This window comes from Sphingomonas sp. URJC2 (assembly GCF_059803575.1).
This window is the reverse complement of record NZ_JAPFGX010000019.1, coordinates 11,847-30,656: the sequence shown is the minus strand read 5'-3', so window position 1 is coordinate 30,656 and position 18,810 is coordinate 11,847. Positions and strand designations below refer to the sequence as shown.

At 69.1% G+C, this 18,810-nt stretch carries 20 protein-coding genes; 12 read left to right on the top strand and 8 right to left on the bottom strand.

Annotation, left to right across the window (positions count from 1 at the left end):
* Window positions 1-14: 14 nt before the first annotated feature.
* The 5 genes from lpdA to OPU66_RS08800 all read left to right on the top strand — a co-directional run bounded on the left by lpdA (window position 15) and on the right by OPU66_RS08800 (window position 4,855).
* Entirely contained in the window at window positions 15-1,415 is a 1,401-nt protein-coding gene (lpdA, locus tag OPU66_RS08820; RefSeq protein WP_498553250.1) for a dihydrolipoyl dehydrogenase, read from the top strand.
* Window positions 1,416-1,508: 93 nt separating this feature from the next.
* Window positions 1,509-2,813, top strand: a complete 1,305-nt coding sequence (locus OPU66_RS08815) for a Xaa-Pro dipeptidase (RefSeq protein WP_498553278.1) — start codon at window positions 1,509-1,511, stop codon at window positions 2,811-2,813.
* A complete protein-coding gene (locus OPU66_RS08810; protein WP_498553249.1) occupies window positions 2,810-3,442 on the top strand; it encodes a phosphatase PAP2 family protein in 633 nt (210 codons plus the stop codon). The genes OPU66_RS08815 and OPU66_RS08810 overlap by 4 nt, the downstream gene beginning before the upstream one ends.
* Window positions 3,433-4,167, top strand: coding sequence for a 7-cyano-7-deazaguanine synthase QueC (gene queC, locus OPU66_RS08805; RefSeq protein ID WP_498553248.1), 735 nt, complete (start codon window positions 3,433-3,435; stop codon window positions 4,165-4,167). The genes OPU66_RS08810 and queC overlap by 10 nt, the downstream gene beginning before the upstream one ends.
* A 298-nt stretch (window positions 4,168-4,465) precedes the next feature.
* A complete protein-coding gene (locus OPU66_RS08800; protein ID WP_498553247.1) occupies window positions 4,466-4,855 on the top strand; it encodes a hypothetical protein in 390 nt (129 codons plus the stop codon).
* A 132-nt stretch (window positions 4,856-4,987) separates the two neighbouring features.
* Here the strand turns inward: OPU66_RS08800 and OPU66_RS08795 are convergent, their stop codons facing one another.
* Genes OPU66_RS08795 through OPU66_RS08785 form a run of 3 tightly spaced genes read right to left on the bottom strand, consistent with a single transcriptional unit; the run spans window position 4,988 to window position 7,367 of the window.
* Complete coding sequence (locus tag OPU66_RS08795; protein WP_498553246.1) at window positions 4,988-5,827, bottom strand: HTD2 family dehydratase; 840 nt, start codon at window positions 5,825-5,827, stop codon at window positions 4,988-4,990.
* A gap of 8 nt (window positions 5,828-5,835) precedes the next feature.
* On the bottom strand, window positions 5,836-6,354 hold the full coding sequence (locus OPU66_RS08790) for a phosphoribosyltransferase (RefSeq protein ID WP_498553245.1): 519 nt from the start codon (window positions 6,352-6,354) through the stop codon (window positions 5,836-5,838).
* Window positions 6,354-7,367 carry an adenosine deaminase gene (locus tag OPU66_RS08785; RefSeq protein WP_498553244.1) on the bottom strand — a complete coding sequence of 338 codons (1,014 nt, stop codon included), beginning with the start codon at window positions 7,365-7,367 and terminating at the stop codon, window positions 6,354-6,356. Before OPU66_RS08785 ends, OPU66_RS08790 begins: the two co-directional genes overlap by 1 nt.
* Before the next feature lie 207 nt (window positions 7,368-7,574).
* Here OPU66_RS08785 and OPU66_RS08780 point away from each other — a divergent pair, with 207 nt between their 5' ends.
* Both OPU66_RS08780 and OPU66_RS08775 read left to right on the top strand, forming a co-directional pair.
* Window positions 7,575-8,225 (top strand): 2-hydroxychromene-2-carboxylate isomerase, encoded by a 651-nt coding sequence (locus OPU66_RS08780; RefSeq protein ID WP_498553243.1) that lies wholly within the window; start codon window positions 7,575-7,577, stop codon window positions 8,223-8,225.
* Window positions 8,222-8,983, top strand: coding sequence for an alpha/beta fold hydrolase (locus OPU66_RS08775; protein WP_498553242.1), 762 nt, complete (start codon window positions 8,222-8,224; stop codon window positions 8,981-8,983). The genes OPU66_RS08780 and OPU66_RS08775 overlap by 4 nt, the downstream gene beginning before the upstream one ends.
* Window positions 8,984-9,201: 218 nt before the next feature.
* Here the strand turns inward: OPU66_RS08775 and OPU66_RS08770 are convergent, their stop codons facing one another.
* On the bottom strand, window positions 9,202-10,662 hold the full coding sequence (locus OPU66_RS08770; protein ID WP_498553241.1) for an AMP nucleosidase: 1,461 nt from the start codon (window positions 10,660-10,662) through the stop codon (window positions 9,202-9,204).
* 114 nt (window positions 10,663-10,776) lie between these two features.
* Entirely contained in the window at window positions 10,777-11,259 is a 483-nt protein-coding gene (locus tag OPU66_RS08765; RefSeq protein WP_160593288.1) for a peroxiredoxin, read from the bottom strand.
* Between the two features lie 137 nt (window positions 11,260-11,396).
* On the opposite strand from OPU66_RS08765, the gene OPU66_RS08760 reads away from it, so the two are divergent.
* From OPU66_RS08760 to OPU66_RS08750, 3 genes are all read left to right on the top strand, one after another.
* Window positions 11,397-11,954 carry a YqgE/AlgH family protein gene (locus OPU66_RS08760; protein WP_498553277.1) on the top strand — a complete coding sequence of 186 codons (558 nt, stop codon included), beginning with the start codon at window positions 11,397-11,399 and terminating at the stop codon, window positions 11,952-11,954.
* An 82-nt stretch (window positions 11,955-12,036) separates the two neighbouring features.
* Window positions 12,037-13,269, top strand: coding sequence for a BtaA family protein (locus tag OPU66_RS08755; RefSeq protein ID WP_498553240.1), 1,233 nt, complete (start codon window positions 12,037-12,039; stop codon window positions 13,267-13,269).
* Window positions 13,270-13,289: 20 nt separating this feature from the next.
* A complete protein-coding gene (locus OPU66_RS08750) occupies window positions 13,290-14,021 on the top strand; it encodes a class I SAM-dependent methyltransferase (RefSeq protein WP_498553239.1) in 732 nt (243 codons plus the stop codon).
* Here the strand turns inward: OPU66_RS08750 and OPU66_RS08745 are convergent.
* From OPU66_RS08745 to murI, 3 genes are all read right to left on the bottom strand, one after another.
* Window positions 13,989-14,762: a sulfite exporter TauE/SafE family protein gene (locus tag OPU66_RS08745; RefSeq protein ID WP_498553238.1), complete on the bottom strand. Its 774-nt coding sequence runs from the start codon at window positions 14,760-14,762 to the stop codon at window positions 13,989-13,991. The two genes, OPU66_RS08750 and OPU66_RS08745, sit on opposite strands and share 33 nt — an antisense overlap.
* A gap of 2 nt (window positions 14,763-14,764) precedes the next feature.
* Window positions 14,765-15,979, bottom strand: coding sequence for a 5-aminolevulinate synthase (gene hemA / locus OPU66_RS08740; RefSeq protein WP_498553276.1), 1,215 nt, complete (start codon window positions 15,977-15,979; stop codon window positions 14,765-14,767).
* An 87-nt stretch (window positions 15,980-16,066) separates the two neighbouring features.
* The gene (gene murI / locus OPU66_RS08735) at window positions 16,067-16,849 is read right to left on the bottom strand and encodes a glutamate racemase (RefSeq protein WP_498553275.1); all 783 of its coding nucleotides are present in this window, start codon (window positions 16,847-16,849) and stop codon (window positions 16,067-16,069) included.
* Window positions 16,850-17,079: 230 nt separating this feature from the next.
* Here murI and plsY point away from each other — a divergent pair, with 230 nt between their 5' ends.
* On the top strand, window positions 17,080-17,715 hold the full coding sequence (plsY, locus tag OPU66_RS08730; protein WP_498553237.1) for a glycerol-3-phosphate 1-O-acyltransferase PlsY: 636 nt from the start codon (window positions 17,080-17,082) through the stop codon (window positions 17,713-17,715).
* Window positions 17,708-18,808, top strand: a complete 1,101-nt coding sequence (gene dprA / locus OPU66_RS08725; protein ID WP_498553236.1) for a DNA-processing protein DprA — start codon at window positions 17,708-17,710, stop codon at window positions 18,806-18,808. Before plsY ends, dprA begins: the two co-directional genes overlap by 8 nt.
* Window positions 18,809-18,810: the final 2 nt, after the last annotated feature.

The following is an 18,810-nucleotide window of genomic DNA, read 5'->3' as shown; positions in this document are numbered from 1 at the left end:
ATGGTGACGCGAACATGGCGGAAAATTACGATCTGGTCGTCCTTGGTTCCGGCCCCGGCGGCTATGTGGCGGCGATCCGCGCCAGCCAGCTGGGCCTGAAGACCGCGATTGTCGAGCGCGAGTCGCTGGGCGGCATCTGCCTGAACTGGGGCTGCATCCCGACCAAGGCGCTGCTGCGGTCGGGCGAGATGCTGCACCATATGCGCCATGCCAAGGATTACGGGCTTGTCGCGGAAAAGATCGGCGCGGATCTGGATGCGGTGGTCAAGCGCTCGCGCGGGGTGGCCAGGCAGCTCAACCAGGGCGTCACCCATCTGATGAAGAAGAACAAGATCGCCGTGCATATGGGCGAGGGGCGGCTGACCGCCCCCGGCCGGCTGACCGTGACCGGCGCGGACGGCAAGGCGACCGAATTGGCGGCCAGGAACATCATCGTCGCCACCGGCGCGCGGGCGCGTGAGCTGCCGTTCGCCAAGGCCGATGGCAAGCGGGTGTGGACCTATCGCCACGCGATGGTGCCGACCGAGCTGCCGTCGCGACTGCTGGTCATCGGATCGGGGGCCATCGGCATCGAGTTTGCCAGCTTCTACAACGATATGGGCGCTAAGGTGACGGTCGTGGAGATGATGGACCGCATCGTGCCGGTCGAGGATCATGAGGTCTCGGCTTTCCTCGAAAAGGCGCTGGTCAAACAGGGCATGACGATCATGACCGGCGCGGGCGTGGGCGCGCTCGAGGTCGGCGCGGACGGCGTGACCGCAAAGCTCAAGGACAAGAGCGGCAAGGAGCTGACCGAGACGTTCAGCCATGTCATCGTCGCGGTCGGCATCGTGCCCAACACCGAGAATATCGGGCTGTCCGAACTGGGCGTCGCGATGGACGAGCGCGGTTTCCTGAAGACCGACGCCATGTGCCGCACCAACGTGCCTGGCATCTGGGCGATCGGCGACATCACCGCGCCGCCCTGGCTGGCGCACAAGGCGAGCCATGAAGGCGTGATCGCCGCCGAGGCGATTGCCGGCCACCACCCCCATGCGATGGACCCGCGCAACATCCCCGGCTGCACCTATTGCCACCCGCAGGTGGCAAGCGTCGGCCTGACCGAGGCGCGGGCGCGCGAGGCGGGCTATGACGTCAAGGTCGGCAGCTTCCCGTTCATCGGCAATGGCAAGGCGATTGCGCTGGGCGAGGCCGAAGGCTTTGTGAAGACGGTGTTCGATGCCGCGACCGGCGAACTGCTCGGCGCGCACATGGTCGGCACCGAAGTGACCGAGCTGATCCAGGGCTTCACCGTCGGCAAGACGCTGGAGACGACCGAGGCCGAGTTGATGGCAACCGTTTTCCCGCATCCGACGCTGTCGGAAATGATGCATGAAAGCGTGCTCGCCGCCTATGGACGCGCGCTCCACATCTGACGGGGCTGGTGCCGCACGGCGCTGGCAAAACCGGCACGACATGCTTGTCAGCCCGCCCGGCTCCTGCCAGCACAGCAGCCGGGAGGATTGATGATGCGCATGAATGTGATTGGCCTGACACTGGGAACGGCGCTGGCGCTGGGCGGCATGGCTGGGGATGCGCGGGCGGCGGGGGACAAGGTCGTCGTCGTAACCGCGGCCCGCATGGTCGATGTGCTCGCCGGCCGCATGGTCGAGCGGCCGGTGGTGGTGATCCGCGACGGCCGCATCGCCTCGGTCGGCACACAGGCACCCGCCGATCTGCCCGCCGATGCGAAGCGGATCGATCTGGGCGACCGGACGATCCTGCCCGGGCTGATCGACATGCATGTCCATCTCGACAGCAATCCGGTCTATGGCGGCTATACCGGGCTTCAGTTCACCGATCTGTTCTGGGCGGTGCAGGGCGTCGCCAATGCGCAGTCGATGCTGCGCGCCGGCTTCACCACCGTGCGCAATGTCGGGTCGGCCGATTATGCCGATGTCGCCTACAAGCAGGCGATTGACGAGGGGCTGATCGCCGGGCCGCGCATCGTGCCTGCCGCCCATGCGCTGGGCGCGACCGGCGGGCATTGCGACGAAACCTATCTGCCGCCCTCGTTCCGCGCCAAGGGCGAAGCGGTGGGCGACGGCCCGCAACAGCTGCGCCAGAAGGTGCGCGAGCAGCGCAAATACGGGGCCGAGGTGATCAAGGTCTGCGCGACCGGGGGGGTATTCTCGCGCAACACCGAACCGGGGCAGCAGCAGCTGGCCGAGGAAGAGCTGCGCGCGATCGCCGACGAGGCGCATCAATGGGGGCTGCGCACCGCCGCCCATGCGCATGGCGCGGCCGGCATCAAGGCGGCGATCCGCGCCGGGATCGACACCATCGAACATGCCAGCCTAGTCGACGAGGAAGGCATCCGCCTCGCGGCCGAGCGCAAGCAGCCGGTGTGGTTTTCGATGGACATCTTCAACACCGAATACACCCAGGCCGAAGGCAAGAAGAACGGCGTGCTGGAAGACAATCTGCGCAAGGACCGCGAGGTCGCCCAGATCCAGCGCGACAATTTCCGCAAGGCGCACAAGGCCGGGGTGCGGATGGTGTTCGGCAGCGATGCCGGGGTGATGCCGCACGGCACCGCCGCCGGGCAGTTCCGGGTGATGGTCGAATATGGGATGACGCCGATGGAGGCGATCCAGGCGGCGACGCGCAACGCGGCCGAGGCGCTGGCGCGCACCGGCGATGTCGGTGCGATCGCGGTCGGGCGCTATGGCGATATCGTGGCCGTCGATGGTGATCCGACGCGCGATGTCCGGCTGCTCGAACGCCCGGCAATGGTCATCAAGGGCGGCGAGGTGATCGCGGCGCGGCCGTGAGCGGCGGACGCGCGCAGGGCTTTGGGCGGGGCCTGCTGCCCGGGCTGGTGCTGATCACGCTGGCGCTGCTGCTGGGCTTTGTCATCCGCCTTGGCGGCCCCTTGCCCGGCGATGTCGCGGCGGTCGAGGCGCTGGGCCGGTTGCGCAGCGACGGGCCGTTTGCGCCCGGCCTGTGGCGCGCTGTGACCGGGCTGGGCGACTGGCCGGCGCGGGTCGGCGTCGCGCTGGCGGCGGCGCTGTGGCTGGCGCGCAGCGGGCGGCGCGGGTCGGCGGCGGTGCTGATGCTGACCCTGCTTGTCCAGACGCTTGCGAACTCCGCGCTCAAATGGGGGTTCGGCCGGCCGCGGCCCGATCTGCTGCCGCATCTCGACCATGTCTGGGACCTGAGCTATCCGAGCGGCCATGCCGCGCAGACGGCCTGTGTGTGGCTGCTCGCCACGCTGCTCGTCGACGGGCGTCTGGCCTGGGCGGGGGTGCCGCTGGTGATCGCGGTCGGCGTGTCGCGGGTGGCGCTGGGCGTGCACTGGCCGTCGGACGTGATCGGCGGCTGGCTCGCCGGGGCCGGCTTTGCGCTGATCGGCTGGCGCATGGCGGCGCGGGCGGAAACGGGTTGGAAGAGATGGAACTGACCGAACATGAAGCGGCGCTGGTGCTCTATTCGGGCGGGCAGGACAGCGCGACCTGCCTTGCCTGGGCGCTGGAGCGGTTCGCGCGGGTCGAGACGATCGGCTTTGCCTATGGCCAGCGCCATGCGATCGAGCTGGACACCCGGCTGAAGCTGCGCGCCGGCATGGCCGCGCTCAAGCCCGGCTGGGCCGCGCGGCTGGGCGAGGACCATCTGCTCGATCTGGCCGTGCTGGGGGCGATTTCCGACACCTCGCTCACCCGCGATGCCGAAATCGCAATGGGGGCGGAGGGGCTGCCCAACAGCTTCGTGCCCGGGCGCAACCTGCTGTTCTTCACCCTGGCCGGCGCGGTCGCCTATCGGCGCGGCATCCGCCATCTGGTCGGCGGCATGTGCGAGACCGATTATTCGGGCTATCCCGACTGCCGCGACGATACGCTGAAAGCGCTTCAGGTCGCGCTCAACCTTGGCATGGACCGGCGCTTCGTGCTGCACACGCCGCTGATGTGGCGCGACAAGCCGGCGACCTGGGCGATGGCCGAACGGCTGGGCGGGCCGGGGCTGGTCGAACTGATCCGCGTCGACAGCCATAGCTGCTATCTGGGCGACCGGACGGTCCTGCACGACTGGGGCTATGGCTGCGGCCATTGCCCGGCCTGCGACCTGCGTGCCGCCGGGTGGCAGGGCTTTGCGACAAATCGCGACAAAATCGCCGGTGCCGCGACATAGGCTTGCGACAGCCGCGCCGCATAACGGGTTCGTGGCCGGGCCTACCCCTCCCGGTTCGTGATAGACCCCATGAGGCGGCCCCGCTCTTCCACCCCTGGAGCGGGGCCGTTTCTGTATCGGATTTTGTTTATCTACGGGATATTCCTGATTGCGGTGGCTCTTGCGCGTTAAGCGGCAGGCATTAAATCAGCATCCATGCGGGCCGGGCCCCTCTGGCGATCATTTCGGTGATCGTGATGTCGGACCGCATCGAGCAAGCTCGATGATCGGGTCTGGTTTCGTTTTCTGCCCGGCTTTGGTGATCGACGCTCGTATCCTGATCGTGGAGGAGCGAGAAATGTCGGTGTTCAAGAACAAGATTGTGGTTGCAGCCGCGCTGGGCGGTGCGTTTCTTTCGGTGCCGGCGCTGGCCGCCGATCCTGCCAGCTGCGCGGCCGGCATGGTGGTCGAGGCCGGAGCCGATAAGGTGGTGATCTGCGCCGGCAAGCAGCAGCTTGAGGCAGGTGCGCTGCTGACCGTCCGTCGCCTCGTGCCGGCCCAGGGTGCCGGCCGCCAGCCGATGTTCATCAATGCCGAGCGCGCCACCGTGCGCGTGACCGGCGCGGGCGAAGGCCGGCTGGTCGAAGCGGCGATCGTCAAGGGCGATGTCCGTCGCCACGACCGGGTCGATCTGGGTCCGGTGCTCTGACCCTTTTGATCTGCCGCATTTTCCGGGCCGCCGGGTAAGCCTGGCCGGCCCGAAAATGCTCTGATCGCGTCTGCCTGCTGGCGGAGCGTCGAACGGCCGGGGCGGCATGGCCACCCCGGCCGTTTTCGTGTGTCAGCGCGCGGCGGCGTGGGCCGTGACTGTCTGCGCGCCGCGATCATCGAACGCGGCCAGCGCCAGCCCGTCTGCATCCTCCCGTGCGCACAGCGTCAGCGGCCGGTCGGCAAAGGCCGGGGCGAGGGCGCGGAACCCGAACCGCCCGACCGGGCGGTCGCCCAGCACATCCTGCGCGAGATGGAGCAGCAGGGTCGCGACCAGCGGTCCGTGCACGACCAGCCCGGCATAGCCCTCAACCGCGCGGGCATAGGGCAGATCATAATGGATGCGGTGGCTGTTGAAGGTCAGCGCCGAATAACGGAACAGCAGCGCCGGGCCGGGCGTGATCGTCTGCCGGTGCGGCCAGTCGTCGCGCGCGGGCGGCGGGGCAGATGGCGGGCTGGCAGGCGCCGTGGAATCCGCGGGGGCGTCTGCGGGGGCGCGGAACACCAGCGTCTGGGTTTCTTCCTGCACCAGCCGGTCGTCGGCGTGGAGCGCATGCCCAACCTCGACGAACAGCAGCGCCCCGGTCGCGCCCTGTTTCTCGCGCACCGCCGCGATCCGGCTGGTGCGGCTGACCGCCATGCCCGGCGCGATGCCATGGTGCAGCACCAGCTCCGATGCTGCCCACATGCGCCGGGGCAGCGGCACCGGCGGCAGGAAATCGCCGCGCGGCGGATGCCCGTCGGGGCCGAGCATCGCCGTCGCCGCATCGGGCAGGCACAGGCACCAGCCCAGCCCCAGCAGCGGCGCATCGGCACCAAGATCGAGCGTCGCCCGGTAGCGCGTGGCCAGCCCCGGCGTCGCCACATCGCTGGCCATGACGCTGCGGCCGACCCAGTCCTGCCAGTCGGTCATCCGGCCGCTCAGGCGATGCGCGCGGGCTGGGCCGCGGCGTCGCTGTCGAGCGACTGTTGCGGGGCCATGGCTTCCCACGGAAACACGAACCAGTCCTTCACCTCGGTGCGGTCGATGGTGCGGGCGCGATATTCGACCGTCGCGCGCGACACGACATTGTCGATCAGCACCGCAAAGCGGATGCGCTCGGCCGGCGCGCCTTCGGCGGCAAGGCTGGTCCTCAGCCTCAGGATCGTCCCGCCGCTGTCATTGATGTCGTCGACGAACAGCAGCGTCTCGCCGGCCCGCGCGCGCGCGGCGAGCCGCGCCAGCACATCGTCGGCAAACTCCTTGACCGCGCTCGACAGGTCGCAGGACAGGGTGGGGATGCCGGTCGCATGGCTCAGGAACACCGCCGGGGCCAGCCCGCCGCGCCCGATGCCGATCAGGAAATCGGGCCGCCAGTCCGGCTCGGCGGCAATCCCCGCCGCCAGCGTGCGGACATCGGCGACGAACCGGTCATAGGCGATTTCGGTGAACACCGGCATCAGGCCGTCTCCAGATAGGCGTCGATCGCCGCCAGATGGCGCGCGACCGTCTCGTCGTCGAGGAACGACCCCAGAAAGCTGTTGCGCGCCAGCGTGGCGAGCGCCGCCCGGTCAAGGCCGCGCGCAGTTGCCACGGCATGGTAATTGTCGCCGATATAGCCCCCAAAATAGGCCGGATCGTCGGAGTTGACCGTCGCCCGCAGCCCCAGTTCCAGCATCCGGTCGATCGGGTGGGCATCCAGCGACGGGATCACGCACAGCTTCAGATTGGACAGCGGGCACACGGTCAGCGTCATGCCGCTGCGCGCCAGCCGCGCGGTCAGCGCGGCATCCTCGAGCGCGCGATTGCCATGGTCGAGCCGGTCGATGGCGAGCAGATCGAGCGCCTGCACGACATAATCGGGCGGCCCTTCCTCCCCGGCATGGGCGACGCGCCTGAGGCCAAGCGCGCCGGCGGCGGCGAACAGCCGGGCGAATTTCTCCGGCGGGTGGCCCCGCTCCGACGAATCGAGCCCGATGGCGGCGATGCGGTCGAGATAGGGCGCTGCGGCTGCCAATGTGGCAAAGCCGTCGGCCTCGTCCAGATGGCGGAGGATGCACATGATCAGCCGCGAGCTGATCCCCAGATCGCGCTCAGCCGCCGCACAGGCCGCCGACAGCCCCTCGATCACTTCGGCAAAGGGCACGCCGCGCGCGGTGTGGGTCTGCGGATCGAACATGATTTCGGCATGGACGACGCCGTCAGCGGCCGCGCGTGCGAAATAGGCGGCGGCCAGATCGTGAAAATCCGCCGCCGTGCGCAGCACCGCCGCACCCTGATAATAGATATCAAGAAAGTCCTGCAGATTGCTGAACTGATAAGCCGATCTCAGCTCCTCGACCGAGCCATAGGGCAGGGCGATGCCGCCGCGTTCGGCGAGCGCGAACATCAGCTCGGGTTCCAGGCTGCCTTCGATATGAAGGTGCAGCTCGGCCTTGGGCAGGCCGGTGATGAAGGTGCGAAGGTCTGACATTATGGCCCCAGGGATGGCAATGGTCCTCAGGATCGCGGCTTTCCGCGCGCCGCACAAGCCCCGCCGGCGGCGGGCCGGCGCGATCAACATGAACGGATTTTTGACCATTTGCCGGCGAGCGGCCTAAGAGGGAAGGATGCTGCCGCGAAAACCGGCCCGGAGGAACGGGCCAGCGAACAGACCGGACTTTGGTGGAGAGGCACGGCCATGACGTTGAAAGCGGACCTGTTCTGGTCGTTCCGCAGCCCTTATTCCTATCTCGCCATGCCGCGTTACCGCGCGCTGGTGCGCGACCATGATCTGGAGATCGTGCTGCGCCCGGTATGGCCGCTCGCGGTCCGCGATCCGGGCTTTTTCGCGCACAATCACCCCAATTGGCTGAAATACACGCGGCTGGACGTGCTGCGGCTGGCCGATTTCCATGGCGTGCCGTTTGCGCCGCCCCGGCCCGATCCGATCGTGCAGGACATCGACACCGGCGAGATCGCCGCCGAACAGCCGTTCATCCGCCGGCTCGTCCGCCTTGGTCAGGCGGCGGCGCGGCGCGGCGCGGGCTTTGCCTTTGCCGATGAGGTGTCGCGGCTGATCTGGGGCGGGACCGAAAACTGGCATGAGGGCGCGCATCTGGCGAGCGCCGCCGCCTGGGCCGGGCTGGTGCTCGAGGAGCTGGACGCCGAGGTGGCCGACGATGCCGCCGCGCTCGATCAGGAAATCGAGGGCAATCAGCAGGCGCTGGAGGCGGCGGGCCATTGGGGCGTGCCGACCTTGGTGTTTCAGGGCGAGCCGTTTTTCGGGCAGGACCGGATCGAACTCGCCAAATGGCGGATGCAACAGGCAGGACTGACGGAACGCGAATGACCGGGGCGACGACGCATTTTTTCACCGCGAATGACGGCATCCGCCTTGCGTGGCATGAACTCGGCACCGGCCGGCCGCTGATCCTGATCCACGGGCTGTTTTCCAACGCGGCGACCAACTGGATCCGTTATGGCCATGCCGCCAAGGTGGCGGCGCTCGGCTACCGGGTGATCATGCCCGATCTGCGCGCGCACGGGCAGAGCGATGCGCCGCATGATGCGCGCCATTATCCGGGTGACGTGCTCGCCGATGACGGGCTGGCGCTGATCGCGCATCTGGGGCTGACCGATTATGATCTGGGGGGCTATTCGCTCGGCGCGCGCACGACGATGCGGATGATCGTGCGCGGCGCGACGCCGGGCCGCGCCATCCTGTCGGGCATGGGGCTGGAAGGGCTGATCGGCACATCGGGGCGGGCGGCGCATTTCCGCCATATCCTGACCAATCTCGGCAGCTTTGCGCGCGGCACGCCCGAATGGAATGCCGAGGCGTTTCTGAAGACCACCGGCGGCGATCCGGCGGCTTTGATCCACATTCTCGACACTTTTACCGACACCCCGGCCGAGGCGATCGGCGCGATCGCCATGCCGACTTTGGTGCTGTGCGGGGTCGAGGACCGCGACAATGGCTCCGCCCCGGCGCTGGCCGAGGCGCTGCCGCATGGCGCGCTGGTCGAGATTCCGGGCGGGCACATGTCGGCGGTGGTGAAGCGCGAACTGGGCGACGCGCTCGCCGCCTGGCTGGGACCGGCGGCCTAAAGCATTTTCGAGCCGGGCGGCCACGCCCGGCGGCTCGGAAAATGCGGTAAATCACAGAGCATTTTCGAGCCGGGCGGATACGCCCGGCGACTCGGAAAATGCGGCAAATCACAGAGCATTTTCGAGCCGGGCGGCCACGCCCGGCGACTCGGAAAATGCGGCGAATTAAAAGACGAGAAATTGGCGGGGCCGGGATCCCCGGCCCCGCAGCGCAAGGCTTATCTGAACGGCGGCTCGTTGAACGCGCGCAGCTTGCGGCTGTGGAGCTTGGCCCCTTCGCGGCGCAGTTCGGCACAGGCTTCGATGCCGATCTGCATATGCTCGTTGATCGCCCGCTCGTAAAAGCGGTTGGCTTGGCCGGGCAGCTTCAGCTCGCCATGGAGCGGCTTGTCCGACACGCAGAGCAGCGTCCCATAGGGGATGCGGAAGCGGAAGCCCTGGGCGGCGATGGTCGCCGATTCCATGTCGACGCCGACCGCGCGCGACTGCGAGAAACGCAGCGCAGATTTGGAATAGCGCAGTTCCCAGTTGCGATCGTCGGTGGTGACGATGGTGCCGGTGCGCAGCCGGCGCTTGAGCATGTCGGCGCTTTCGCCCGACACCGTCTCGGCCGCGCGGGCCAGCGCCTGCTGCACTTCGGCAATCGCCGGCACCGGGATTTCGGGCGGCAGCACATCGTCCAGCACATGATCGTCGCGCAGATAGGCATGGGCGAGCACATAATCGCCGATGCGCTGGCTGGGGCGCAGGCCGCCGCAATGGCCGATCATCAGCCATGCCTCGGGCCGCAGCACCGCCAGATGGTCGGTGATCGTCTTGGCGTTGGACGGGCCGACGCCGATATTGACGAGGCTGATCCCGGTCCCGTCACCGGCCATCAGGTGCCAGGCGGGCATCTGGTGCCGCCGCCACGCATAATCGGCGACCGCGCGTTCGGGGTCGAGCGTCTCGCGGGTCATGAACAGCCCGCCCGGGCCGGACAAGGCGGTGTAGCGCTCATCCTCCTTCAGCGTCCGGCATGCCCATTGCACGAACTCGTCGACATAGCGGTGATAGTTGGTGAACAGGATGTAGCGCTGGACATGCTCGGGCGGCGTGCCGGTATAGTGGCGCAGCCGGGCCAGCGAGAAGTCGGTGCGCAGCCCGTCGAACAGCGCCAGCGGCCGGGGCGTGTCGGGATCGTCGGAGGGCAGGCCATCGGCAATCTCGTCGCCGATATGCGCCAGCTCGGTCGCCGGGAACCAGCGCGCCAGCTCGGCCGGGGCGACGCCTTCGAGCGTCAGGTCATGGCCGGGATCGAGCACATAGGGGAAGGGGATTTCCTGCCGGCTGCGCGCCACTTCCACGGTCACGCCATAGCCCGACATCAGCAGGTCGAGCTGTTCGGTCAGATAGCCGGCAAAGCTGCGCGGGCGGGTGACGGTGGTTGCATAGATGCCCGGCGCGACCAGCCGGCCAAAGGCGCGCAGCGGCGGCGGCGTTGGCGAGTCGCCCCGGTAGCGGATGCGCAGTTCGGGATAGCAGAACAGCCCGGCCTCGCGGGCGGCGCGGTCGGGCTTGATGCCGTCGACCACAAAGGCGGAAATGGCGGCCTGAAGCGCCTCGACCGCAGCGTCGTAGATGCGCGCCAGTTCGTCGATCAGCGCGGCGGGGGTTTGTTCGATGGTCTGTGCTGTCATGACCAGCAGATACCGGGCCGGCATGACGTTGCCAAGACGGCCATTGGTCGGCCCGGCGGTGGGGTGAAGGCCGGCCGCGAAACGGGGACGGGCTGGCCCGCCCCCGTGCCATGGTTACAGCTGGCCTAGCAGATGCTCGGCCGAGCTGACGCGGAACTCGCCCGGCGCTTCGACATTGAGTTCGCGCACCACGCCGTCCTCGACGATCATCGAGAAACGCTGGCCGCGCTTGCCCATGCCGAATTTGCTGCCGTCCATCGTCAGGCCGAGCGCTTCGACCAGATCGCCATTGCCGTCGGCCAGCATCGTCACCTTGCCCTCGGCACCCGCCGACTTCGCCCAGGCGGCGAGCACAAAGGCGTCGTTGACGGCGGTGCAGGCCACTTCGTCCACGCCCTTGGCCTTCAGCTCGTCGATCTTGTCGACAAAGCCCGGCAGATGGCGCGCCGAGCAGGTCGGGGTGAAGGCACCGGGAACCGAGAACAGGGCGACGCGGCGGCCCTTGAAGAAATCCTCCGAAGACACCTGATCGGGGCCCGATTCGGTCACCTTGGTCAGCGTCACGGCGGGCAGTTTGTCGCCGGCATTGATGGTCATGCGGATCTCCTTTGTCGCACCGGCCCCTCGAGTCGGGGACGCGCCGCTAGGTCGGGTCGGCGCGGCCTCAGGTCAAGCGGGCCGAACCGGTTTGCGGGCGGATTGGGCTTCGTCCGCGACGGGCCTATATGGAGGCGATGGAGTCGCGCTTCCTTTCCGGCCAGCTGCTGCTTGCCCTGCCGGGCATCGGCGATCCGCGCTTCGAGCGGGCGGTGATCGCCATGTGCGCGCATGACGAGCGCGGAGCGCTGGGCATCGGCATCGGCAAGCTGGCGCCCCGGTTCGGCTTTCACGCGCTGCTCGGCCAGTTCGGCATCGCGCCCGGCGAGGCCCCGGACGTGCCCGTGCATATCGGCGGGCCGGTCGAGCCGCAGCGCGGCTTTGTGCTCCACACGCTCGACTGGGGCGGGCAGGACACGATCGAGGTGGCGGGGCGGTTCGCGCTCACCAACACCGTCGATGTGCTGCGCGCGATTGCGGCGGGCAAGGGGCCGGCGCGCTGGCTCGCCGCGCTCGGCTATGCCGGCTGGGCGGACGGGCAGCTGGAGGAGGAGCTGACCCGGCATGGCTGGTTCATGACCGAGGCCGAGGAAAAGCTGCTGTTCGACACGCCGGTCAATGAACGCTGGGGCGCGGCCTATCGTCAGGCCGGCATCGATCCGCGCCTGCTCGCCCCCACTGCCGGGCTGGCCTGAGCCGGAACGCTCCCGTCCCGCCCGTCATCAAGCCGTCACCGCCCGCTCATAGGGCGGGCCGGACGCTTGAGGGGACCGGCATATGGCACATGGACGGGCAGCGACGATGAAGGCGGTCGGGGCCGCCGCGATCCAGCATAAGGGGCTGTCGCGTCAGGGCCTGCTCGAACGCGCCTTTGCCTTTGCGTTTCGCGGGCTGGTCTATGCGCAGATCTGGGAGGACCCCGATGTCGATATGGAGGCGCTTGCCATCCGGCCCGACAGCCGGATGGTCGCGATTGCCAGCGGCGGCTGCAACGTGCTCAGCTATCTGACCGCAGATCCCGCGCATATCACCGCGGTCGATCTCAACACCGCGCATGTCGCGCTCAACCGGCTGAAGCTGGTGGCGGCGCGGCATCTGCCCGATTATGCGGCGTTCCGGCGCTTTTTCGCCGAGGCGGATACCCCCGAGAACATCCGCGCCTATCGCGACCATGTCCGCCCGCATCTGGACGAGGTGTCGCGCCGCTACTGGGAAGGGCGCGACCTGATCGGCCGGCGGCGCATCCGCGGCTTTGCGCACGGCATCTACAAGCGCGGGCTGCTCGGCGGCTTTATCGGCCTCGCCCATGGGCTGGCGCGGCTCTACCGTGTCGACCCGCGCGAGCTGCTCGCCGCGCGCACCGTCGAGGAACAGCGCGCGATCTTTGACCGCCGCCTCGCCCCGGTGTTCGACAGGAAGCTGATCCGCTGGCTGACCGACCAGCCGGCCTCGCTGTTCGGCCTCGGCATCCCGCCCGCCCAATATGAGGCGCTGGCCGGCGACGAACCGGCGGGGATGGCGGCGGTGCTGCGCGCGCGGCTGGAAAAGCTCGCCTGCGATTTCGACATTCGCGACAATTATTTCGCCTGGCAGGCGTTCGGGCGCGGCTATGGCAAGGAACCGGCCGCCCCGCTGCCGCCCTATCTGCAGGCCGCCAACCATAAGCTGGTGACCGGGCGGGTGGACCGGGTGACGGTGCGCCACGCCAACTTCACCGACCATCTGGCCGAACAGCCCGATGCCAGCCTTGACCGTTATGTGCTGCTCGACGCGCAGGACTGGATGACCGATGCGCAGCTGACCGCGCTGTGGCGTGAAATCACCCGCACTGCGCGGCCGGGCGCGCGGGTGCTGTTCCGCACCGCCGCCGCGCCGACGCTGCTGCCCGGGCGCGTGCCCGACGCGATTCTGGACCGCTGGGATTATGCCGAGGAACAGTCGCGCGACCTGACCCGGCGCGACCGGTCGTCAATCTATGGCGGCGTCCATCTCTATGTGCTGCGCGGCTGAGCGGCGGCGGGGGGTGCGGCATGGCTGACGGATCGCTGGCCGGGCCGGGCACGGTCGCGGGGCGGATGGATGCGATCTATCGCAGCCAGCGCCATATCTATGATCTGACGCGCAAATATTATCTGCTCGGCCGCGACCGGCTGATCGCCGAACTGGCCCCGCCGCCGGGCGGGACGGTGCTCGAAATCGGCTGCGGCACCGCGCGCAACCTGATCGCCGCCGCCCGCGCCTGGCCGGGGGCGCGCTGGTTCGGCATCGATATTTCGGCCGCGATGCTCGACACGGCGGGGCGGGCGGTGCGCCGCGCCGGGCTGGACGGGACGGTGCGGCTGGCGCGCGGCGATGCGACCGCGTTCGATCTCGCCGCGCTGTTCGGCGCGGACGAACCGGTCGGTCTGGCGCGCGGCGTCGACCGGCTGTTCATGTCCTACACGCTGTCGATGATCCCCGACTGGCGGGCCGCGCTCGATCAGGCGGCGCGGGCGCTGGCCCCGGGCGGGCGGCTGCACATCGTCGATTTCGGCCAGCAGGAACGGCTGCCGCGCTGGTTCGGGCGGCTGCTTTTCGCCTGGCTGGCGCGGTTCGACGTGTCGCCGCGTGCCGAGCTGGAGGCGGAGCTGGCGGCGCTTGCCGACCGGCATGGGCTGGTGCTGCGCTTCACCCGGCTGTTTCGCGGCTATGCCTGGCAGGCGCGGCTCGACCGGCCGGTGCCGATCGGCTCAGCGCCACAAGAGCAGCGTGGCAACACCTAGGCCGAGCATCACGACCAGCGCGCGCAGCCGGTCGGGATCGATCCGCCTCGCCAGCCTGCCGCCCGCCATGCCCCCGGCGAGCGCCGCAAGCGCCATCACCCCTGCCGCTGCCCAATCGGGCGGGGCGGCGGTGACGAACAGCAGCACCGCGCCCAGATTGGCGGCCAGCGCGAGGCCCTGTTTGAGCGCGTTGAGCCGCACCAGCGTGTCATCGCTGCCCAGCGCCAGCAGGGCGAGCAGCATCACGCTCAGCCCCGCGCCGAAATAGCCGCCATAGACGCAGGCGGCGAACACCGCCGCCGCCAGCGCAAGCGCGCCTGCCGCCGGGCGCATGCCTGCCGTCCGCCGCGCGGCGAGCCAGCGTTTGAGCCGTGGCTGACCCGCGAGCAGCAGGCAGCCGGCGATCAGCAGCCATGGGGTGAGCGCGGCAAAGGTGCGCGCGCCGCTGACCAGCACCAGCGCGCCCCCGGCCAGCCCGCCGAGCAGCGCAATCGGCAGCAGCCGCACCAGCGTGCGGCCCTGACCGGCCAGATCGGCGCGCTGGCCGAGCGTTCCGCCCAGATAGCCGGGCAGCAAGGCGACGCTGCTGGTGATGTTGGCGACAATCGGCGGCAGCCCGACCGCGATCAGCGCAGGAAAGCTGATCAGCGAACCGCCGCCGGCAATCGCGTTGATCGCGCCTGCGGCAAAGCCCGCCAGCGCGAGCAGACCGAACGCGCCCACGGACAGCACGGGCGTCACGCTCAGGCCGCCAGCTTCATCTCCAGCCGGTCCCAGATCTCGACCAGCGCGCGGGTCAGGTCGCGCATCATCGCTTCGGTGTGCGACGGGCCGGGGGTGAAGCGCAACCTTTCGGTGCCGCGCGGCACGGTCGGGAAGTTGATCGGCTGCACATAGACGCCATATTCGGCGAGCAGAATGTCGCTGATCCGCTTGGCGCGCACCGGATCGCCGACCATCAGCGGCACGATATGGGTGGTCGATGCCATGACCGGCAGCCCGGCTTCGGCGAACAGCCGCTTGAGCGTGGCGGCGGCGGCCTGCTGGCCGTCGCGCTCTTCGGCCGAGGCCTTCAGATGGCGGACGCTCGCCAGCGCGCCCGCGACCAGCACCGGCGACAGCGAGGTGGTGAAGATGAACCCCGGCGCATAGGAGCGGATGACGTCGACGATCACCTGATCGGCGGCAATATAGCCGCCCATCACGCCGAATGCCTTGCCGAGCGTGCCTTCGATGATCGTCACCCGGTCGGCGACCGCGTCGCGTTCGGAAATGCCGCCGCCGCGCGCGCCATACATGCCGACCGCATGAACCTCGTCCAGATAGGTGATGGCGCGATATTTGTCGGCAAGGTCGCAGATCTCGGCGATCGGCGCGACATCGCCGTCCATCGAATAGACGCTTTCAAACGCGATCAGCTTGGGCGTGTCGGGCGCTTCGGCGGCCAGCAGCTCTTCCAGATGGGCGAGGTCGTTGTGGCGGAACACGCGCTTTTCGCAGCCCGAATTGCGTATGCCCGCGATCATCGAGGCATGGTTGAGCGCGTCGGAGAAGATCACGCAGCCGGGCAGGATCTTCGCCAGCGTCGACAGCGTCGCTTCGTTCGACACATAGCCGGAGGTGAACAGCAAGGCGGCTTCCTTGCCGTGCAGATCGGCAAGCTCGCTTTCCAGATCGACATGATAATGGGTGTTGCCGCCGATGTTGCGCGTGCCCCCCGATCCCGCGCCGACATCGTGCAGCGCGGCTTCCATCGCGGAGATGACCTTGGGATGCTGGCCCATCGCCAGATAGTCGTTCGAGCACCAGACGGTGATCGGTTTGGGGCCGTTATGCCCGGCAAAGCAGCGCGCATTGGGGAACATGCCCTTGTTGCGCAGGATGTCGATGAACACCCGGTAGCGGCCCTCGGCATGCAGCCGGTCGATCGCCTGGGTGAAGATGCGCTGATAGTCCAAGGTTGCCGCTCGCGTCATCGGGTCCGGCAGCGCCCATACTCCAAATCGCCCCATGCTCGCCAGCGCGAACGTCTCGCAGAAAAATCGCTAAAGCTGATCGATTTTCTGCAGCCCGAAACGCGCCAGCGCCGGGCGCAGTGCCTTGGTAGCGGGATCGAGCCGGGTGAAGATCGCCGTACCCGGCACCGGCGATTCCGGCCAGTCCTGTCCTTCCGTCAGATGGACGATGCGCCGGGCAATGCCGTCCGCACCGTCGAGATAGGTGAGCGGGCGCGCGGCGGCGAGTTCGGGTTCGACCAGCCGGAAATGCGTGCAGGCAAGCACGACCACATCCATCCGCTCGCCCCCCGGCTGGTCGGTCAGGCCGCGCAGGATCCGGGCATAGGCGGCCGGATCGGTCGCCTCGCCGCGCAGCTTGGCCTCGGCCAGATCGACCAGTTCGGCGGTGCCGTGGCGCAGCACCGTGCAGTCGCCGGCAAACTCCGCCGCCAGCCGGTCGACATAGGGCTGGCGCACCGTCGCTTCGGTGCCGAGCACGCCGATCACCCGGCTTTTCGAGGCAAGCGCGGCCGGCTTGATCGCCGGCACCGTGCCGACCACCGGCAGGTCGAGCGCGGCGCGGACATGGCCGAGCGCGATGGTCGAGGCGGTGTTGCAGGCGATCACCGCGACGCGCGGCTGGAACCGCTCGACCAGCCGGCCGAGCAGAGCGGGCACGCGCGCGGCGATCTCCGCCTCGGTGCGCGTGCCATAGGGATAGCCGGCGCTGTCGGCGGCATAGACGATGGGCGCGGTCGGCAGCAGCCGCTGCGCCGCGGCCAGCACAGACAGGCCGCCCACGCCTGAATCGAAGAAGAGCAGGGGGCGCATATCGGTCACGCCGATTGCCCTAGAGCATTTGCGAGCCGGGTGGAATCCGCCCGGCGGCCCGGCAAATGCGACACATCCAAAACCGGGAGCGGCTGCTCCCGCGCATTTGCGCGCCGGGTGGAATCCGCCCGGCGGCATGGCACATGCGGGATGAGGGGGAGCAGGCACCACCACGGCCACGCTCCCGCCCGCTCTTGTGTCGGCCCGCGCGGCGATTATGGTCGCGCGCCATGGGGGATATCCAGCTCGTGTCACCGGCCGCGTTGCCCGGCCTGTTTGCCATTGCCGCCATCGGCTATCTGCTCGGCAGCATCCCGTTCGGTCTGGTGCTGACCCGCGCGACCGGGGCGGGCGATCTGCGCCGTATCGGATCGGGCAATATCGGCGCGACCAATGTGCTGCGCACCGGCCGCAAGGGGCTGGCAGCGGCGACGCTGCTGCTCGATGCGCTGAAAGGCGCGGCGGCGGTGTGGGCCGGGATGGCGCTCAGCGGCGGCGATGCCGAAAGCGCGGGCGCGCTGATCGGCGGGGCGATGGCCTTTGTCGGCCATTGCTATCCGGTATGGCTTGGCTTTCGGGGCGGCAAGGGGGTGGCGACCTTTGGCGGCGTCGCGCTCGGTCTGTGGTGGCCGCTGGGGCTGGTCTATCTGGGCGTCTGGCTGGGAGTGCTGCTGGCCAGCCGCATTTCCTCGGTCGGCGGCTTTGCGGCGGCGCTTGCCGCGCCGCTTGCCGCCTGGGGCTGGGGGCGGCCGGGCGCGGCCTTGCTGTTTGCGGGCTTTGCGCTGCTCGTCTTCTGGCGTCACCGCGACAATATCCGCCGCCTGATCGCCGGCACCGAACCGCGGATCGGGCGCGGCAATGGCTGATGGCGGGCAAAGGGCCAGGCTCAGGCTGATCCGCACGCCCAATATCGGTCCCGTCACCTATCGTCAGCTGATGGCCCGGTTCGGCTCGGCCGAGGCGGCGCTGGATGCGCTGCCCGGCCTGGCGGCGCGCGGCGGGGCGCGCGGCTTCGTCGCCGCCGATCCCCGCGCCGTCGAGCGTGAGCTGGCGGCGGTCGACCGGCTGGGCGCGCGGATGATCTTCCTCGACGATCCCGGCTATCCGGCGTTGCTCGCCGCGCTCGACAATGCCCCGGCGGCGCTCACCGTGCGCGGCGACATGGCGCTCGCCAACCGGCCGTGCCTGGCGATGGTCGGCGCGCGCAACGCCTCGGCCGCCGCCTGCCGCTTTGCGCGCGGGCTGGCGCAGCAGCTGGCCGGGGAAAGCCTTGGCGGCGAGGGGCTGAGCATCGTCTCGGGGCTGGCGCGCGGGATCGACACCGCCGCGCATGTCGGCGCGCTGGCCGGCGGCACGGTGGCGGTGATCGCGGGCGGGATCGACACGGTGTTTCCGCCCGAAAATGCCGAGCTTCAGGAACGCATCGCCGTCGATGGGCTGCTGATCGCCGAACAACCGCCGGGCACCGAGCCGCGCGCGCGCCATTTTCCCTATCGCAACCGCATCATCGCCGGGCTGGCGCTGGGCACGGTGGTGATCGAGGCCGCGCCGCGCTCCGGCTCGCTGATCACCGCGCGGCTGGCCGGGGAGATTGGCCGCGAGGTGATGGCGGTGCCGGGATCGCCGCTCGATCCGCGCGCGCAGGGCTGCAACGCGCTGATCCGCGAGGGCGCGACGCTGGTGCAGTCCGCCGCCGACATATTGGAGGCGCTGCGCCCGATCGACCCGCGCAGCGTCGCCGGGCCGGCGGGGGGCTATCGCGCGCCGCCGATTGCCGCCGATGCCGATGATGGCGACCGCGCGGCGCTGATCGCGCTGCTCGGCCCGGTGCCGGTGCCGGTGGATGAACTGATCCGCCAGTCGGGCCGCGCCGCACCGGTCGTGCAGACGGTGCTGCTGGAACTGGAACTGGCCGGGCGGCTCGAACGCCATGCCGGGGCGCGGGTGAGCCTCGTCTGATG

Bases quoted from the DNA above. Each gene is read 5' to 3' on its own strand.
- lpdA (WP_498553250.1), top strand. From the start codon at position 15: ATGGCGGAAAATTACGATCTGGTCGTCCTTGGTTCCGGCCCCGGCGGC.
- OPU66_RS08815 (WP_498553278.1), top strand. From the start codon at position 1,509: ATGCGCATGAATGTGATTGGCCTGACACTGGGAACGGCGCTGGCGCTG.
- queC (WP_498553248.1), top strand. From the start codon at position 3,433: ATGGAACTGACCGAACATGAAGCGGCGCTGGTGCTCTATTCGGGCGGG.
- OPU66_RS08795 (WP_498553246.1), bottom strand. From the start codon at position 5,827: ATGACCGACTGGCAGGACTGGGTCGGCCGCAGCGTCATGGCCAGCGAT.
- OPU66_RS08790 (WP_498553245.1), bottom strand. From the start codon at position 6,354: ATGCCGGTGTTCACCGAAATCGCCTATGACCGGTTCGTCGCCGATGTC.
- OPU66_RS08785 (WP_498553244.1), bottom strand. From the start codon at position 7,367: ATGTCAGACCTTCGCACCTTCATCACCGGCCTGCCCAAGGCCGAGCTG.
- OPU66_RS08780 (WP_498553243.1), top strand. From the start codon at position 7,575: ATGACGTTGAAAGCGGACCTGTTCTGGTCGTTCCGCAGCCCTTATTCC.
- OPU66_RS08775 (WP_498553242.1), top strand. From the start codon at position 8,222: ATGACCGGGGCGACGACGCATTTTTTCACCGCGAATGACGGCATCCGC.
- OPU66_RS08770 (WP_498553241.1), bottom strand. From the start codon at position 10,662: ATGACAGCACAGACCATCGAACAAACCCCCGCCGCGCTGATCGACGAA.
- OPU66_RS08765 (WP_160593288.1), bottom strand. From the start codon at position 11,259: ATGACCATCAATGCCGGCGACAAACTGCCCGCCGTGACGCTGACCAAG.
- OPU66_RS08760 (WP_498553277.1), top strand. From the start codon at position 11,397: ATGGAGTCGCGCTTCCTTTCCGGCCAGCTGCTGCTTGCCCTGCCGGGC.
- OPU66_RS08755 (WP_498553240.1), top strand. From the start codon at position 12,037: ATGGCACATGGACGGGCAGCGACGATGAAGGCGGTCGGGGCCGCCGCG.
- OPU66_RS08750 (WP_498553239.1), top strand. From the start codon at position 13,290: ATGGCTGACGGATCGCTGGCCGGGCCGGGCACGGTCGCGGGGCGGATG.
- murI (WP_498553275.1), bottom strand. From the start codon at position 16,849: ATGCGCCCCCTGCTCTTCTTCGATTCAGGCGTGGGCGGCCTGTCTGTG.
- plsY (WP_498553237.1), top strand. From the start codon at position 17,080: ATGGGGGATATCCAGCTCGTGTCACCGGCCGCGTTGCCCGGCCTGTTT.
- dprA (WP_498553236.1), top strand. From the start codon at position 17,708: ATGGCTGATGGCGGGCAAAGGGCCAGGCTCAGGCTGATCCGCACGCCC.